This is a genomic window from Nostoc sp. UHCC 0870, from assembly GCF_022063185.1.
Taxonomy (GTDB): Bacteria; Cyanobacteriota; Cyanobacteriia; order Cyanobacteriales; family Nostocaceae; genus Trichormus.
In genome coordinates this window covers 6234574-6250240 of sequence record NZ_CP091913.1, presented here as the reverse complement: position 1 = coordinate 6250240, position 15667 = coordinate 6234574, and the positions used below count along the sequence as shown (strand labels likewise).

The 15667-nt window shown below is 44.0% G+C and carries 12 protein-coding genes; 7 read left to right on the top strand and 5 right to left on the bottom strand.

The genetic code is table 11. The features are described from left to right. Positions 1–164 precede the first annotated feature (164 nt). Complete coding sequence (locus L6494_RS26460) at positions 165–2204, bottom strand: chromosome segregation ATPase (RefSeq protein ID WP_237990735.1); 2040 nt, start codon at positions 2202–2204, stop codon at positions 165–167. Between the two features lie 153 nt (positions 2205–2357). Then, the gene (hslO, locus tag L6494_RS26455) at positions 2358–3263 is read right to left on the bottom strand and encodes an Hsp33 family molecular chaperone HslO (RefSeq protein ID WP_237990734.1); all 906 of its coding nucleotides are present in this window, start codon (positions 3261–3263) and stop codon (positions 2358–2360) included. 460 nt (positions 3264–3723) lie between these two features. On the opposite strand from hslO, the gene L6494_RS26450 reads away from it, so the two are divergent. The 3 genes from L6494_RS26450 (at position 3724) to L6494_RS26440 (ending at position 4914) form a co-directional block, all read left to right on the top strand. Continuing rightward, positions 3724–3966 carry an AbrB/MazE/SpoVT family DNA-binding domain-containing protein gene (locus L6494_RS26450; protein WP_237990733.1) on the top strand — a complete coding sequence of 81 codons (243 nt, stop codon included), beginning with the start codon at positions 3724–3726 and terminating at the stop codon, positions 3964–3966. Continuing rightward, entirely contained in the window at positions 3960–4403 is a 444-nt protein-coding gene (locus L6494_RS26445; protein ID WP_237990732.1) for a type II toxin-antitoxin system PemK/MazF family toxin, read from the top strand. Before L6494_RS26450 ends, L6494_RS26445 begins: the two co-directional genes overlap by 7 nt. Before the next feature lie 121 nt (positions 4404–4524). Continuing rightward, a complete protein-coding gene (locus L6494_RS26440; RefSeq protein ID WP_237990731.1) occupies positions 4525–4914 on the top strand; it encodes a hypothetical protein in 390 nt (129 codons plus the stop codon). 147 nt (positions 4915–5061) lie between these two features. On the opposite strand, the gene L6494_RS26435 is transcribed toward L6494_RS26440, so the two are convergent. The 3 genes from L6494_RS26435 to hisD all read right to left on the bottom strand — a co-directional run bounded on the left by L6494_RS26435 (position 5062) and on the right by hisD (position 8179). Continuing rightward, positions 5062–5487 carry a universal stress protein gene (locus tag L6494_RS26435; RefSeq protein WP_237990730.1) on the bottom strand — a complete coding sequence of 142 codons (426 nt, stop codon included), beginning with the start codon at positions 5485–5487 and terminating at the stop codon, positions 5062–5064. 92 nt (positions 5488–5579) lie between these two features. Further along, a complete protein-coding gene (locus L6494_RS26430; RefSeq protein WP_237990729.1) occupies positions 5580–6722 on the bottom strand; it encodes an RNA-guided endonuclease InsQ/TnpB family protein in 1143 nt (380 codons plus the stop codon). Between the two features lie 155 nt (positions 6723–6877). Further along, positions 6878–8179: a histidinol dehydrogenase gene (hisD, locus tag L6494_RS26425; protein ID WP_237990728.1), complete on the bottom strand. Its 1302-nt coding sequence runs from the start codon at positions 8177–8179 to the stop codon at positions 6878–6880. A 269-nt stretch (positions 8180–8448) separates the two neighbouring features. Between hisD and rpsT the strand changes: the two genes are divergently transcribed. The 4 genes from rpsT to L6494_RS30915 all read left to right on the top strand — a co-directional run bounded on the left by rpsT (position 8449) and on the right by L6494_RS30915 (position 15596). After that, the gene (rpsT, locus tag L6494_RS26420; protein ID WP_237990727.1) at positions 8449–8742 is read left to right on the top strand and encodes a 30S ribosomal protein S20; all 294 of its coding nucleotides are present in this window, start codon (positions 8449–8451) and stop codon (positions 8740–8742) included. 73 nt (positions 8743–8815) lie between these two features. Next, complete coding sequence (locus L6494_RS26415) at positions 8816–9601, top strand: TatD family hydrolase (RefSeq protein WP_237990726.1); 786 nt, start codon at positions 8816–8818, stop codon at positions 9599–9601. Between the two features lie 699 nt (positions 9602–10300). Beyond that, positions 10301–13600 carry a DNA-directed RNA polymerase subunit beta gene (gene rpoB / locus L6494_RS26410; protein WP_237990725.1) on the top strand — a complete coding sequence of 1100 codons (3300 nt, stop codon included), beginning with the start codon at positions 10301–10303 and terminating at the stop codon, positions 13598–13600. Between the two features lie 118 nt (positions 13601–13718). Then, positions 13719–15596 (top strand): DNA-directed RNA polymerase subunit gamma, encoded by a 1878-nt coding sequence (locus L6494_RS30915; protein ID WP_190704442.1) that lies wholly within the window; start codon positions 13719–13721, stop codon positions 15594–15596. The last annotated feature ends 71 nt before the right edge of the window (positions 15597–15667 follow it).

The following is a 15667-nucleotide window of genomic DNA, read 5'->3' as shown; positions in this document are numbered from 1 at the left end:
CCCCCCTTAATCCCCCCTTGGAAAGGGGGGAAACCAGAAAATCCAGTTCCCTCCCCTTTCCAAGGGGAGGGTTAGGGTGGGGTAATTCGAGTGCTGATAGTGATTCGATAACTTGTGTATACACCGTAGCCCCCTGTCCCCTGTCACCTGTCCCCTGTCCCCTATCACGGAGTATTAATAATCGAAGGTATCAATTGCTCAGGTTGAGGATTGAGAAATTGCTGCCACGTTTTAATTTGTTCTTGCGCTGCACTATATGCAGAAGTACCGCGTGGAACTAACCGGGCAATATCAATGCCTTTGGCTATATCCGCACTACCTTGAGTACGGGCAATATCTAATATTTGCTGACTCCATTGATCAATACCTATATTTGCATCCATCCGCAAGATGCTCCTACTTGAAACTTTATCAGCTATTCGGATTGCTTCAACCAAAGCTTCGGGTGTACCAGTCTGTGCTACAGCCTTAGCTTGTGACCAGTTTTCCCTAGCACGAATTTGTCCTTGCCAATCTTCTATGGCTGTTTGCGCTTCCCCAGAAAGCGATCGCCCGGAAGATGCCAGAGGTCTAGCAGCGTTAATCGCCGCCCCCAAATCTCCAGTTTGTGCTAAGTCTCGCGCTTGATCTAATAATGGCTGGTCTTGGATGCGCTGTACTCTCCCTACCCAAGTCCTAATTCTGCGGCGTGCTTCTGGATACAATGCCCGACCCTGACGAATTTGACTAGCTTCGGCGATCGCTGCTTGTAAAGAATTAATATCACCTAAAAAGGCTATTTGTTCAGCCCTGTCTAAATATGGCCTGTCTTCAATAGTTTCTACCTGTCCTTGCCAACGGTTGATGTCTTGTCTAGCTTCTGAACCACGGGGATTACTTGTAGGTATTAGCTGTGCTTCGGCAATAGCTGCACTTAAATCGTTAATTGTGCCTTGATTTGCCAGCATCCGCGCTTTTTCTAGACGGGCTACGTCTTCTATTTCTAGCTGCCATTGGGAGATTAGTTGTTGGGCTTGGTCATAGACTGGCCGTGATGGATCTATTTGTTGTGCCTGGGTAATTGCTGTTTCCAAACCAGCCACATTACCTATCCATGCACTCCTTTTCGCGTCACCCAAGGCAATGAAGTCTTCCACTTCTATTTGCAACCCTGTGACTTGAGGAATTTGTCTGGCAATGTCTAAGGCTGTATCTGCATCCCGTTGATCCATTTTTGCCTGGGCTAACTCTAGCATCTTGCGACCATAGGCGGGAATTAGTTCTTGGGCTTTTTGATACAAGTAACTATTTTTGCCTATTGACTCAGCTAATTTAATTGCTTCTAGAAAATTATCAACTACCTTACTATTCGCTAAGGTTTCAGCTTTGGCTAACTTATCAACATCTTCTTTAGCTGAGGTAATAATGCCATTTAATTCGTCGTATTTAACGCTTGACCAGTATTTATTATCTACACGCAGCAGCTTCGATGACACCATAAACGCCGATTGCCAACGCTGTTGACGCAGTTCCTCTTCTGCATCCTTGTATATACCTTCTGCTTTAGCCCAAATGGTTTCCCACTTGGAAATTTGTTCATCTACTACTTTATAAGTTGGTAGGTCTTCGGGTATTTTACGAGCAGTGGCGATCGCTTCTTCTATTTTGCCGGCTTGAAAACTCCCATCAGCCAGTTTTAAAATATCCTGTGACCAAACCTCTAACAAACGATCAATTTCTCCCCGCAGTGGGTGATCTGGAGGAAGTTGATTAACTAAAGCGATCGCTTGTAGTAAATCGTTAACTGTTTGTTTAGAAGCGGCTAACTGGGCGCAATGTAGCCGCACCGAAGCACTAGCCAGAGGCCAAAAGATTGCCGGGCAATTGGGGGCAGATGGTAACTTCAGTAGTATCGCCGTCGCCATAAATGCCACGCCGCCTGGAATGAGCGTTAACAACAAAGCCCATGCCACCCAGCTTTTCATCCAGCGTGGCATCTTAACATAACTTTTCTTGCTTCTCTGAGTTGCGTCCGATTGATCCTTTACAGGTAATCCTTCGGTATTATGCTCTGTTCGCTGCTTGACTGAATCATAAGAACCAGTAGCTGGGATACCAGATGCTTGGTGATCACCGACCTTTTGGGTTCGGGATGATTTTTCCTGATCATCTGGATTTATTCCTCTGGTTGGATGCCAACTTTCTGGGATATCCCGCTCTGTCATCTCTCACACCAAAATAGTTGAATAGCTATCTGTTTTAGAATGATAATTCGATTTTCGCCAGAGTAACTTTCTCATATTTAAAAAGCTACTTGTTACATAATCAATCCCCACAGATAGCATTAATAATTCTGAGATTCAGCGTCCTTGTATACCTTATCCTGAAACCGAAGATTCAGTTTGCAAATCCACAATTAGTTGAGCTAGATGATCACTACTAGCTTGATAAACGCTACCACAAAAGTCACAAGTTGCTTCCGCCCCATCATCTTTAACAATCATATCTTGCAACTCGGCTTCTCCCAACATTTTTAATGCTCCTAACACTCGGTCAAACGAGCATCCACAGTGGAAGCGCAAAATTTGGCTTTCCGGGAAGATATTTAACCCCATATCGCCTAATAGATCATTAAAGATTTCTGGCAAAGTCTTACCAGCTTGCAATAACGGCGTGAACCCTGATAACCCTGCTACCCGCGATTCCAATTTTGCCACTAATTCTTCATCTCTGGAAGCTTTAGGCAACACCTGTATTAACAATCCGCCAGATGCTGTCACCCCACCAGCACCAACAAACACACCTAAAACCAATGCTGAAGGGGTTTGCTCAGAATTTACGAGGTAGTGCGCCACATCATCGCCAATTTCCCCAGAAACTAGTTCGACTGTACTAGAGTAAGGGTAGCCGTAACCGATATCTTTGACCACATAGAGATAACCATCACCAACTGCACCCCCAACATCTAGTTTGCCCTTAGCATTGGGAGGCAATTCCACAGATGGATTGCCCACATAGCCCCGCACTGTCCCATCTAAACCAGCATCCACTAATATACCGCCCAACGGCCCATCACCCTTGACCCGGACATTAACCCTAGAGCCAGAACGCTTCATACTAGAAGCCATCAACAAACCTGCTGCCATCGTCCGCCCCAGAGCCGCCGTTGCTACGTAAGAAAGCTTGTGGCGTTGCCGTGCATCTTCTGTTAAGCGCGTAGTGATCACACCCACTGCACGAATTCCACCGTCGGCTGCTGTGGCGCGAATTAATTGATCCGCCATGAAAACTTTACCAATAATAATTTCTCAACAAAAGCCCTTGCTCTTCAGCGTCGGGTTAAAAGTCATATTTAGTATAACAAAACTTAACTTATACAAAAATTACGTAAGTATATCTATTAGAAACAGAGACTTTTCATAATTTTCTGTTGATAGTTTGAAGTCAACCATCCTAAGTAAGAAAAAAGTAGGAAAATCTCGGTTCTTTATTCATTTACAAGTTTGATGTACAAGGGTTTCGGCTGGTGGGACTGAGTATCTCTATTGCGCGATCGCTGCTAAATGTGGCATTCCAGTATTATTATATACTAAAAGTTATCATGAATCTACAGGGTGTTGACACCCTGTAGATTCATGTGTATCTTCAAAGTATATACGTCAGACATATAACAGCATTTTGCTTTGACTAAGAAAGCTGAAGCCTAAACGTATAGGTTTTCACGAAATTATTTTGGAGCTAACTATGACATCTGTTATTGCTAAATGGGGAAATAGTTTAGCTATCAGGATTCCAAAATCGGTAGCTGAACAAGCACACGTAACTGAAGGCATCGGTATAGATTTTTCCGTAGAAGGAAACAGAATTATTATCACGCCACAAAAAAGAAGAAAATATACTCTTGATGAGTTATTGGAAGGGATGACTCCTGAGAATTTTCATTCTGAATTTGAAACTGGCAATGCTGTGGGGAATGAAGATTGGTAGTTAAACCATATTTTCCTGAAAGAGGAGATATTATCAAGTTAGAATTTGGAGCAGAGAAACAGTTTACTGTTGATTCAATTCAGCGTGCATTTGCCCTTCACAAAGCTGGAATGTCATTTGAAGACATTGCTATCACGCTGAATAATGAGCTTCAACAACAAGGACGCGAACAACAGGGCTACCGCCCTGTTCTCGTTATATCTCCAATTAGATACAATCAAATGTCTTCTCTAGTTTTGGCGTGTCCCATAACTAGTAAATCAAAAGGACTTAAATTTGAAGTCCCGCTTACTGAAGACATGAAAACAGAAGGAGTTGTGCTAGCTGATCAAATTAAAACACTTGACTGGAAAGCTAGAAAAGTAAAATTTGTTGAAACAGTTTCCACAGATTTAATAGAAGAAGTGCAAGCAAAGTTAGAAACGTTAATTTTCTAAATTTGCTTTTGTATAGTATTTTAATAGCAGGCTAATAAACGCCTAACTCATTCTATCTCCCTGACTTTTGCACCTATGATTTAGGATAAGTAAAGAAACTTCCGTCATCGAGCTTCTACAAATGCTAGGTACTTTTCAACACACCCAACTGCGAATAGAAATAGAAGCATCAGCCAATGCCATACATGATAGTCTATTACGCACCGAGCAACTAGGAAAATGGCTGATAGGGCAACGATTTGCGCCAGGAATACCAGATGAACTGACCCCAGGAGTGGATTTTACTACCTGGACTGGAGCGATCGCAATTTATCATCGGGTAGATGTAGCCAAATCCAATTGTCTACGTTTATTACTTAGTGGCGGTATTGATGGGTTTCATGAATGGTATTGGGGAGACGGCTGGGTACAATCTCGCGTCGAGGGAATATCATTACTACCCTTAAATTTAGGGCAAACCTTCAGTTTATTGAGTTTGCGTCAGTTTCTTGTTAATTCCACTAAAAGCTAGAGTAACATTACTCTAACTTTATTTATACAGACGTACTACCTTGCATAACAGAAAAAAAGCGGACTTCTCTAGGAAAGGTTACGCACTCGTTCGTATAGCTGCGATTTCCCATCGCCAGAGATTTTTTTCAAAAGTGGATACTCCGTGTTAATTTGGCTTGACCACCCATACAGAACAACTGGCTTCTTCCACTACTTGATTGCTCACAGAACCCAAAACAATCCGCTTCATACCTGTTAAACCGCGACTACCAATAATAATTAAATCAGTTTTGTGAATATTTGCCAGGCGAATAATTTCTTCGGCTGGATTACCACATACCATTTCTAATTGACTTTTAACTGATAACTGTTCTTGAAAAGATTGCAGTTGTTGTTCAATTTGAAAAGATGAAAATCTAGAAGAATCAGGCTGAGGACGATCTGCTGGTAATTCCATCTCTGATTCTGCTGTCGAATAAACATGACACAATATTATCTTCGTGTCTGTTGATAACATCAAATCATCTAAACACTGAATAACTCGTGTGGCATTTTCCGAACCATCTAGAGCTACTAAAATATTTTTTAGCACGGTATTTATCTCCTCTGATGTAGACCCCTGATACAATTGACATACTCACCGTCCTAAAGGAGCGGTGATTCTTCACGCTTCAATGACTGACGCTAACCGTTGCTAGTCTTACTCTGTCTCGACGTGCATTTAGAGTCGTGGCAATGCCCTATCCCGACTTTATTTATATTTTTAGCTGCATTATCATCTCGGTCGTGTTCAGTGCCACAATTCAAGCATTGAACTGTCCGAACTTTTAAATCAAGCTTGCCCCACTTATACCCACATTCAGAGCAAACCTGACTTGTTGGTTCCCATCGGCTAATGACCACAAACTCACGGTTGTATTTCTGAGATTTAGCCTCGCTTAATGTTCTAAATTCTCTCCAACCCTGAAGACTAATAGCTCTAGAAAGCTTACGATTTTTAACCATTGCTGACACATTCAAGTCTTCTAAGATGATAGTTTGATTTTCACTAACAATCTTGGTAGATAGCTTGTGCAGGAAGTCTTTACGGGTATCCGTAATTTTATTGTGTAGTTTTGCTATTTGAATCCGAGTTTTGGATCTACGCTTAGAATCTTTGATCTGACGGGCAAGCTGTTTTTGTTTTCGTCTCAACCGCTTGTCTAATCTTGAATAATTAGGACTCTCAGCTTTTTCGCCATCACTCATTACAGCAAAAGTCTTTATCCCTAAGTCAATACCAATGCTTTTGTTTTTAGCATTAATATTGATTGGTTCAACTTCTACTACAAAGCTGAGAAAATAGCGATGAGCAGCGTCTTTAATGATAGTTACCGAGCTAGGTTCAGAAGGCAGTTTTCTTGACCATATCGGGTTTACGTTACCAATTTTGGCTAAATAAACCGTCTCATGAAGAATTGAAAACCCACCACGAGTTAACCTTGCAGATTGCTGATTGCTTTTCTTTTTAAATTTAGGACTGCCCAGTTTCTTTCCTTTCCGTTTTCCTTTGAGAGAATCAAAAAAGTTCTTGTATGCAATACCCAAATCTGCTACCGATTGCTGCAAGGCAATACTAGCTACACTACTAAGCCATGAGCGTTGTTCTGTCTTTTTTGCTTGGGTTAATACTAATTTTTGCAAATCTCCATTACTAGGTAGCTTCTGGGACTGTTTACATAAAGCTAACGCGTCATTCCAAACGACCCTAACGCAACCAAACAACTGAGCTAAACTCATTCGTTGTTGGTCTGTTGGGTAGAATCGGTATTGGTATCGTGCTTTCACTCCTAATTCTCCCTACAGAACTCAGCACAGGCTAAACGCCCCTCTACAGCTAACAGCACTCAGCACTTTACATAAGGTATAACTACCTAGACTTTTAGTTTGTAGCCACAGAGGATCTTTTAGAAAAAGTATAGGAAAAACTTAAGCATTCCTTATCATTCATCTTGTTGCAGGCGACGACGGACTGAATCAGCATGAGAGGGTAAACCTTCAGCATTTGCTAGTGTATCAATTGCACCAGCAACTTTTTGTAGAGCAGTCTGGGAATATTGAATAATATTGGAATGCTTCAGGAAAGTTTCCACTCCTAAAGCCGAGGCATAACGAGCAGCACCAGAAGTAGGCAATATATGGTTAGGCCCCGCTAAGTAATCTCCTACTGCTTCTGGGGTAGAGTAGCCTAAAAATATCGTTCCTGCATGACGAATCAGGGGGAGTAATGCCCAGGGGTCTTTTATTTCTAATTCTAAATGTTCCGGTGCAAATTCATTAGAAAGTTCGGCGGCGGCTTCCAATGATTCCACGAGGACAATTAAACCATAATGCGCGATCGCTTTTTCGGTATCTATCCGCCGGGGGTGATCCACCAACTGTCTTTCTACTGCTACTTGCACATTTTTAGCCAAGGCTGGATCTGTGGTTAACAAAATCGCCGCCGCCATCGGATCATGTTCAGCTTGCGCTAGCATATCAGTCGCCACATGGATAGGATTGGCTGTGTGATCAGCAATAATCAACACTTCGCTAGGCCCGGCTAAACAATCAATTCCCACCGTACCATAGACTAACTTTTTGGCTAAAGTGACATAGACATTACCAGGGCCTGTAATTACATCTACCTTGGGGATGGTTTCTGTACCATAAGCTAAAGCCGCGATCGCTTGCGCTCCTCCTACCCGATAAATTTCTTTCACCCCTGCTTCTTGAGCAGCTACCAATACTACCGGGTTAATTACTTTTTCCGTGCCTGGTGGTGTCACCATAACTATACGCGGTACACCTGCTACCTTGGCTGGAATCACATTCATCAGCACTGAACTGGGATAGGCTGCACGACCACCAGGAACGTATAAGCCTGCTTTGTCCACGGGGGTGTAACGTTTGCCTAAAACTACGTCATCATCCCCAAAGTGTACCCAGCTTTTCGGGACTCGCTGACGATGGAATGCTTCAATTTGGCGACAAGCCAGCCTAATTGCTGCCAACAGTTCTGATGATACCTGTTGGTAGGCAGCATCCAATTCCGAACCTTTCACCAGCAGTTCTTCTGGTTTGAGAATTTGATTGTCAAATTCGGCAGTATAATGTAGCACAGCTTTATCGCCTTGGCGTTTCACTGCTTGCAACACTTCCCGCACCGTGGCTTCCTTATGAAGCACTTGGTCATCATGGGTGCGATCGCAGAGCCGTTGCAATTCTGCTTTTACATCTGCCTGCTGAGTAATGATTCGCAGCATGGAGTAAGGACAATGCCAAAATTTTAGAATATTCCCACCTGAGAATTAGGTTTACCCTTTCCCAAAAAAGGTGCAGAGCTGACGCTGATTCTCCTCTCTAGCTTAACCTGGATTTTTTTGATACTCTCAAGGTCTGAACAATTCAAAAAGTAATCTCAATCCCCAATAACTAAATTTTTTTCAGAAACCCTAACATTGGCAATATAGATGCTATATTAGTAAGTCTAGTAGTGTGTGTACAATAATTAATAGTCTTTTTGGAATTGACTGTGGCGAATACAAAGTCTGCTCTTAAGCGCGCCCAAATCGCAGAACGCAATCGGCTGCGTAATAAAAACTACAAATCATCAGCTAAAACGCTGATGAAAAAGTACCTAAATGCGGTAGATGTCTATGCCGCTAACCCCACCCCAGAGTTAAAACAAGAGGTGGACGCACGGCTGTCGGAAGCTTTCAGCAAAATCGACAAAGCCGTGAAAAGGGGAGTTCTTCATCCCAATAATGGGGCAAGAAAAAAATCAAGATTGGCTAAAAAACTCAAGCCAATCACGCAACCAGCATAATAATTTTTAGTCATTAGTTATTAATCAATAGCTAATGACCAATGCCTAATGACCAATGACTAATGACTAAAAAATGCAGCTGATTGATACCCACGTTCATCTCAACTTCGATAATTTCCAGCCAGATTTGGCAGCAGTGCGATCGCGATGGCAAGAAGCAGGAGTAGTACATCTAGTACATTCTTGCGTCGAGCCAGCAGAGTTTTCCAGTATTCAAGCCATAGCGCACCAGTTTCCTGAAGTGAGTTTTGCTGTAGGACTGCATCCCTTAGATGCCGAAAAATGGCAAAATGAGACAGCAAAGGAAATATTATCTTTAGCAAGTTCTGACTCAAAGATAGTAGCAATTGGGGAGATGGGACTGGATTTCTACAAAGCTGATAACTATGAGCAACAGCAAATAGTATTTGAGGCACAACTAGCGATCGCCTCTGAACTCAATTTACCTGTAATTATTCATTGTCGGGATGCCGCCGTTGCAGTTAGAGAAATATTGCAAAAATGGCAAGAACGGGCAAATAATCAGATCAAGGGTGTGATGCACTGTTGGGGTGGTACACCAGAAGAAACTCAATGGTTTCTAGACTTAGGCTTTTATATTAGTTTTAGCGGTACTGTCACATTCAAAAATGCTAAAGCTATACAAGCCTCAGCCGCGATGGTGAAAAGCGATCGCCTGCTGGTAGAAACCGACTGTCCTTTTTTAGCCCCAGTACCAAAGAGAGGTGAAAAACGTAACGAGCCTGCTTATGTCCGCTACGTAGCAGAGCAAGTAGCTCAAATACGCCAAGAAACATTAGAGGCCATTTCTGCTCAAACCACCCAAAATGCCTGTGAATTATTTAATCTCGCAATATAAAGTTTGTTTATTCATTTTGTAGGATGCAGTTAAAAAATAAAACGCTAGGAGGACAAAAATGTGCTATTATTAATCCCTCCAAAACATTTTTTGTGCGCCATAATGATAAATAAAGGAACAGAGAACTCGTAAGCTTGATTTTGTAAAGTTATCAACTTGACCATCCTCACATCTCTACAAGCGGATGCTCTGAATGCGTGATAAAACCTGGCAACCAACATTGAGATAGACTGGCCTTTTATTCAACCTATAGAAAATTGTTAAAAGAAATTGTCTTGTGATTATAATCCAGCAAAATCCCGTCATTTTGATCCAGAACATACAAAATGTAGCTCGATTCCTCAATTTGAGACTATTACCGTGAGTATAAATGGTGTAGTGCAGACCAAATATAGAGCTGCGTAAATTGGTAAACGCGCTTTGAGGAGAGGAAATGAGGCAAAAAAACAAACTCAGGCATATCTCAGACTACGGCTATTGAAGAATCATTCAAATAGCTGTATCTTCGTAGCGGTGAAGAGTGTTCAGGGGCTATAACCCCCTTGCCAAAATCTCCCTCTCCAGTTTCAATTGCGGCGTTCACCTACACCTGTAAATAGTCAGGTGACATTGAAGGATAAGTTTCCCAACGGCTAAGGACAACAGCAGTAACAAAGCTTTGTCCTCTAAAAATTTAACCAGGTTGACAAAGGTAGAGGCATGATTACCGAAAATTATATTGAACCCGCCTTTTTGTTGCCCGACTTGATTGAAATCCAGCGTTCAAGCTTTCGCTGGTTTTTAGAAGAAGGGCTGATTGAAGAACTTAACTCCTTTAGTCCGATTACAGACTACACGGGCAAACTAGAACTGCACTTTTTAGGACAGAACTACAAGCTCAAGGAGCCAAAGTACAGCGTAGAAGAATCCAAGCGGCGGGATAGCACCTATGCCGTACAAATGTATGTCCCCACCCGCCTGTTGAATAAAGAAACTGGGGATATTAAAGAACAAGAAGTATTTATCGGGGATCTGCCTTTGATGACCGATCGCGGCACGTTTATTATTAACGGAGCAGAGCGGGTCATTGTTAATCAAATTGTGCGATCGCCTGGAGTTTACTATAAATCAGAAATCGATAAAAACGGGCGACGTACCTATTCAGCTTCGCTCATTCCCAACCGGGGAGCATGGCTGAAATTTGAAACAGACCGTAACGATTTGGTGTGGGTACGCATCGATAAAACCCGGAAACTTTCAGCCCAGGTACTTTTAAAAGCCCTAGGGTTATCTGATAACGAAATCTTTGATGCCCTCCGTCACCCCGAATATTTCCAAAAAACCATCGAAAAAGAAGGGCAGTTTTCGGAAGAAGAAGCCCTGATGGAGTTATATCGCAAACTCCGTCCTGGTGAACCACCAACCGTATTAGGCGGACAACAACTGCTAGACTCCCGATTTTTCGACCCCAAACGGTATGACTTAGGTCGCGTAGGTAGATACAAACTCAACAAAAAATTGCGGTTGTCAGTTCCCGACACCTTACGCGTTCTCACCCCCCAAGACATCTTGGCAGCCGTCGATTACCTGATCAACCTAGAATATGATATCGGTAGTATTGACGACATTGACCACTTAGGCAACCGTCGGGTAAGAAGCGTCGGTGAATTGCTGCAAAACCAAGTAAGGGTAGGTTTGAACCGCCTAGAAAGGATCATTCGGGAACGGATGACTGTATCCGATGCAGAAGCTCTAACCCCTGCATCTCTAGTCAACCCCAAACCATTAGTAGCAGCCATTAAAGAATTCTTTGGCTCTAGCCAATTAAGTCAGTTCATGGATCAAACCAATCCCTTAGCAGAACTGACCCACAAACGCCGTCTGTCAGCCCTAGGACCTGGTGGTTTAACCAGAGAACGGGCAGGTTTTGCCGTGCGAGATATTCACCCCTCCCACTACGGGCGAATCTGTCCTATTGAGACACCAGAAGGCCCTAACGCTGGGTTGATTGGTTCTTTGGCTACCCACGCACGGGTTAACCAGTACGGCTTCTTAGAAACTCCCTTTAGACCGGTGGAAAATGCACGGGTAAAATTTGACGTGCAGCCAGTGTACATGACCGCCGACGAAGAAGACGACCTGCGGGTAGCCCCAGGAGATATTCCTGTTGATGAAAATGGCTACATTATTGGGCCGCAAGTGCCAGTGCGTTATCGCCAAGAATTTTCCACCACCACGCCAGAACAAGTAGACTATGTGGCAGTATCTCCGGTACAAATTGTATCGGTAGCTACCAGCATGATTCCCTTCTTAGAACATGACGACGCTAACCGCGCCCTCATGGGTTCTAATATGCAACGCCAAGCAGTACCCCTACTGAAACCAGAGCGTCCCTTAGTCGGTACAGGCTTAGAAGCTCAAGGTGCGAGAGACTCAGGGATGGTAATCATCTCCCGGACTGACGGTGATGTCACCTATGCAGACGCGACAGAAATTCGTGTCCGTCCCAAACCTAACGCCCCAGAAATCAAGTACACCCTTTCCAAGTACCAGCGTTCTAACCAAGATACCTGTCTCAACCAAAAACCCTTGGTGCGGATTGGTGAACGTGTAGTAGCGGGTCAAGTCTTAGCTGACGGCTCTTCTACCGAAGGTGGAGAATTGGCACTGGGACAAAATATCGTCGTTGCTTATATGCCTTGGGAAGGCTACAACTACGAAGACGCGATTTTGATTTCTGAGCGATTGATCCAAGATGATATTTACACCTCAATTCACATCGAAAAATATGAAATTGAGGCACGGCAAACCAAGCTAGGCCCAGAAGAAATCACCAGAGAAATTCCCAACGTCGGGGAAGATGCCCTACGTCAGTTAGATGAACAGGGAATCATTCGCATTGGGGCTTGGGTAGAAGCTGGCGATATCCTTGTAGGTAAAGTTACACCGAAAGGAGAATCCGACCAACCGCCAGAAGAAAAACTATTAAGGGCGATTTTCGGCGAAAAAGCGCGGGATGTACGAGACAACTCCCTCCGTGTACCCAACGGTGAAAAAGGTCGGGTAGTTGATGTGCGCTTATTTACCCGTGAACAAGGGGATGAGTTACCACCAGGGGCTAACATGGTAGTCCGGGTGTATGTAGCTCAGAAGCGGAAAATCCAAGTCGGTGACAAGATGGCAGGTCGCCACGGGAATAAAGGAATTATTTCCCGCATCTTACCGATGGAAGATATGCCTTATTTGCCTGATGGTTCAACCGTTGATATCGTCCTCAACCCCCTTGGTGTACCCAGCCGGATGAATGTCGGACAAGTATTTGAATGTCTTTTAGGTTGGGCTGGTCATACTTTGGGAGTGCGCTTTAAGATTACTCCCTTCGATGAAATGTATGGCGAAGAATCATCTCGGAAAATTGTGCATGGCAAATTGCAAGAAGCACGGGATGAAACCGGGAGAGATTGGGTGTATAACCCAGATGATCCAGGCAAAATTATGGTCTACGACGGTCGGACAGGTGAAGCCTTTGACCGCCCAGTGACTATAGGCGTGGCTTATATGCTGAAACTAGTACACCTAGTAGATGATAAGATTCACGCCCGTTCTACAGGCCCCTACTCACTAGTAACCCAGCAACCCTTGGGTGGTAAAGCTCAACAAGGTGGTCAGCGATTTGGGGAAATGGAAGTATGGGCATTGGAAGCCTTCGGTGCAGCGTATACCTTGCAAGAGTTGTTGACAGTAAAATCTGACGATATGCAGGGGCGCAACGAAGCTTTAAATGCGATCGTTAAAGGTAAAGCGATTCCCAGACCTGGAACACCAGAGTCCTTTAAGGTGTTGATGCGAGAGCTGCAATCCTTGGGATTAGACATTGCTGTACATAAAGTAGAGACCCAAGCTGATGGTAGTTCCTTGGATGTAGAAGTCGATTTGATGGCAGACCAAGCCAACAGAAGAACACCACCTAGACCAACCTACGAATCGCTTTCCCGCGAGTCTTTGGAAGATGACGAGTAGTGAGTGCTGAGTGCTGAGTGCTGAGTGCTGAGTTTTTAATACTCAGCATCCAGAACTTAGATATCTCTGAACTCACACCTTTTAATTGAATAATCTACTCAAAACTCAGCACTTAAGTATGAGACCTGCCCAAACTAATCAGTTTGACTACGTAAAAATCGGCTTGGCATCACCAGAACGGATTCGCCAATGGGGTGAGAGGACATTACCCAATGGACAGGTAGTCGGTGAAGTCACCAAACCAGAGACGATTAATTACCGCACCCTCAAGCCAGAAATGGATGGCTTATTTTGTGAGCGCATCTTTGGCCCTGCGAAAGATTGGGAATGTCACTGTGGTAAGTATAAGAGAGTCCGCCATAGGGGTATTGTCTGTGAGCGTTGTGGTGTAGAAGTCACCGAATCACGGGTGCGCCGCCATCGCATGGGATACATTAAACTTGCTGCCCCAGTAGCCCATGTTTGGTATCTCAAAGGTATTCCCAGTTATATTTCCATCCTGCTAGATATGCCCTTGCGGGATGTGGAACAAATTGTCTATTTCAACTCTTATGTTGTCTTGAGTCCTGGCAACGCTGAAACTTTAACCTATAAACAGCTACTGAGTGAAGACCAGTGGTTAGAAATTGAAGACCAAATTTATAGCGAAGATTCTCTGTTGCAAGGTGTAGAAGTAGGCATTGGTGCGGAAGCATTATTGCGCTTGTTGGCTGACATTAATTTAGAACAGGAAGCCGAAAACCTCCGGGAAGAAATTGGCAATGCCAAAGGGCAAAAGCGGGCAAAACTGATTAAACGCCTGCGGGTGATTGACAACTTCATTGCTACTGGTTCAAAGCCAGAGTGGATGGTGATGACAGTCATTCCCGTAATTCCTCCAGATTTGCGCCCAATGGTGCAGCTGGATGGCGGACGATTTGCTACCAGCGATTTGAATGATTTATATCGCCGCGTTATTAACCGGAATAATCGTTTAGCACGACTGCAAGAAATTCTCGCACCGGAAATTATTGTGCGGAACGAAAAGCGGATGCTGCAAGAAGCGGTAGACGCTTTGATTGACAACGGTCGGCGGGGACGTACCGTAGTCGGGGCAAACAACCGACCCCTGAAATCCTTGTCTGACATTATTGAGGGTAAGCAAGGACGTTTCCGGCAAAACTTGTTGGGTAAACGGGTTGACTACTCTGGCCGTTCTGTAATTGTGGTCGGGCCAAAGCTGAAGATTCACCAGTGCGGGTTGCCCAGAGAAATGGCCATTGAGCTATTTCAACCATTTGTGATTAATCGCCTGATTCGCAGTGGCATGGTGAATAATATCAAAGCTGCGAAAAAGTTGATATCTCGCAATGACCCCAGTGTTTGGGATGTCTTGGAAGAGGTAATTGAAGGACACCCCGTCATGCTCAACCGTGCGCCAACGCTGCACCGTTTGGGTATTCAGGCTTTTGAGCCGATTTTGGTGGAAGGGAGAGCGATTCAACTACATCCTTTGGTATGTCCAGCCTTTAACGCCGACTTTGACGGTGACCAAATGGCGGTACACGTACCACTGTCTTTGGAAAGTCAGGCTGAGGCGCGGCTATTAATGCTGGCTTCTAACAACATTTTGTCACCAGCCACGGGTAGACCCATTATCACACCTAGCCAAGATATGGTATTGGGGGCATATTACCTAACTGCGGAAAACCCCAATGCTACTAAGGGCGCAGGTAAATACTTTGCTTCGCTGGATGACGTAATTATGGCCTTCCAGCAAGAGCAAATTGACCTGCACGCTTATATCTATGTGCGGTTTGATGGTGAACTAGAATCTGACGAACCAGATACAGAACCTCTGGAAATTACAAATAACGAAGATGGTACTCGGACTGTAATGTACAAGTTCCGCCGCGTTAGACAAGATGCCCAGGGAAATTTACTTTCTCAGTATATACGCACAACTCCAGGTCGCGTTATTTACAATAAAGCGATTCAAGAAGCACTTGCCAGTTAGTAACGAGTGCTGAGTGCTGAGTGCTGAGTGTTTTTTACTCAGCACCCAGGACTCATAACTCAGGACTCAAG

Coding starts and splice junctions, on each gene's coding strand:
- rpoB (WP_237990725.1), top strand. CDS start 10,301: ATGATTACCGAAAATTATATTGAACCCGCCTTTTTGTTGCCCGACTTG.
- L6494_RS30915 (WP_190704442.1), top strand. CDS start 13,719: ATGAGACCTGCCCAAACTAATCAGTTTGACTACGTAAAAATCGGCTTG.
- L6494_RS26460 (WP_237990735.1), bottom strand. CDS start 2,204: ATGACAGAGCGGGATATCCCAGAAAGTTGGCATCCAACCAGAGGAATA.
- hslO (WP_237990734.1), bottom strand. CDS start 3,263: ATGGCGGATCAATTAATTCGCGCCACAGCAGCCGACGGTGGAATTCGT.
- hisD (WP_237990728.1), bottom strand. CDS start 8,179: ATGCTGCGAATCATTACTCAGCAGGCAGATGTAAAAGCAGAATTGCAA.
- L6494_RS26415 (WP_237990726.1), top strand. CDS start 8,816: ATGCAGCTGATTGATACCCACGTTCATCTCAACTTCGATAATTTCCAG.
- L6494_RS26450 (WP_237990733.1), top strand. CDS start 3,724: ATGACATCTGTTATTGCTAAATGGGGAAATAGTTTAGCTATCAGGATT.
- L6494_RS26440 (WP_237990731.1), top strand. CDS start 4,525: ATGCTAGGTACTTTTCAACACACCCAACTGCGAATAGAAATAGAAGCA.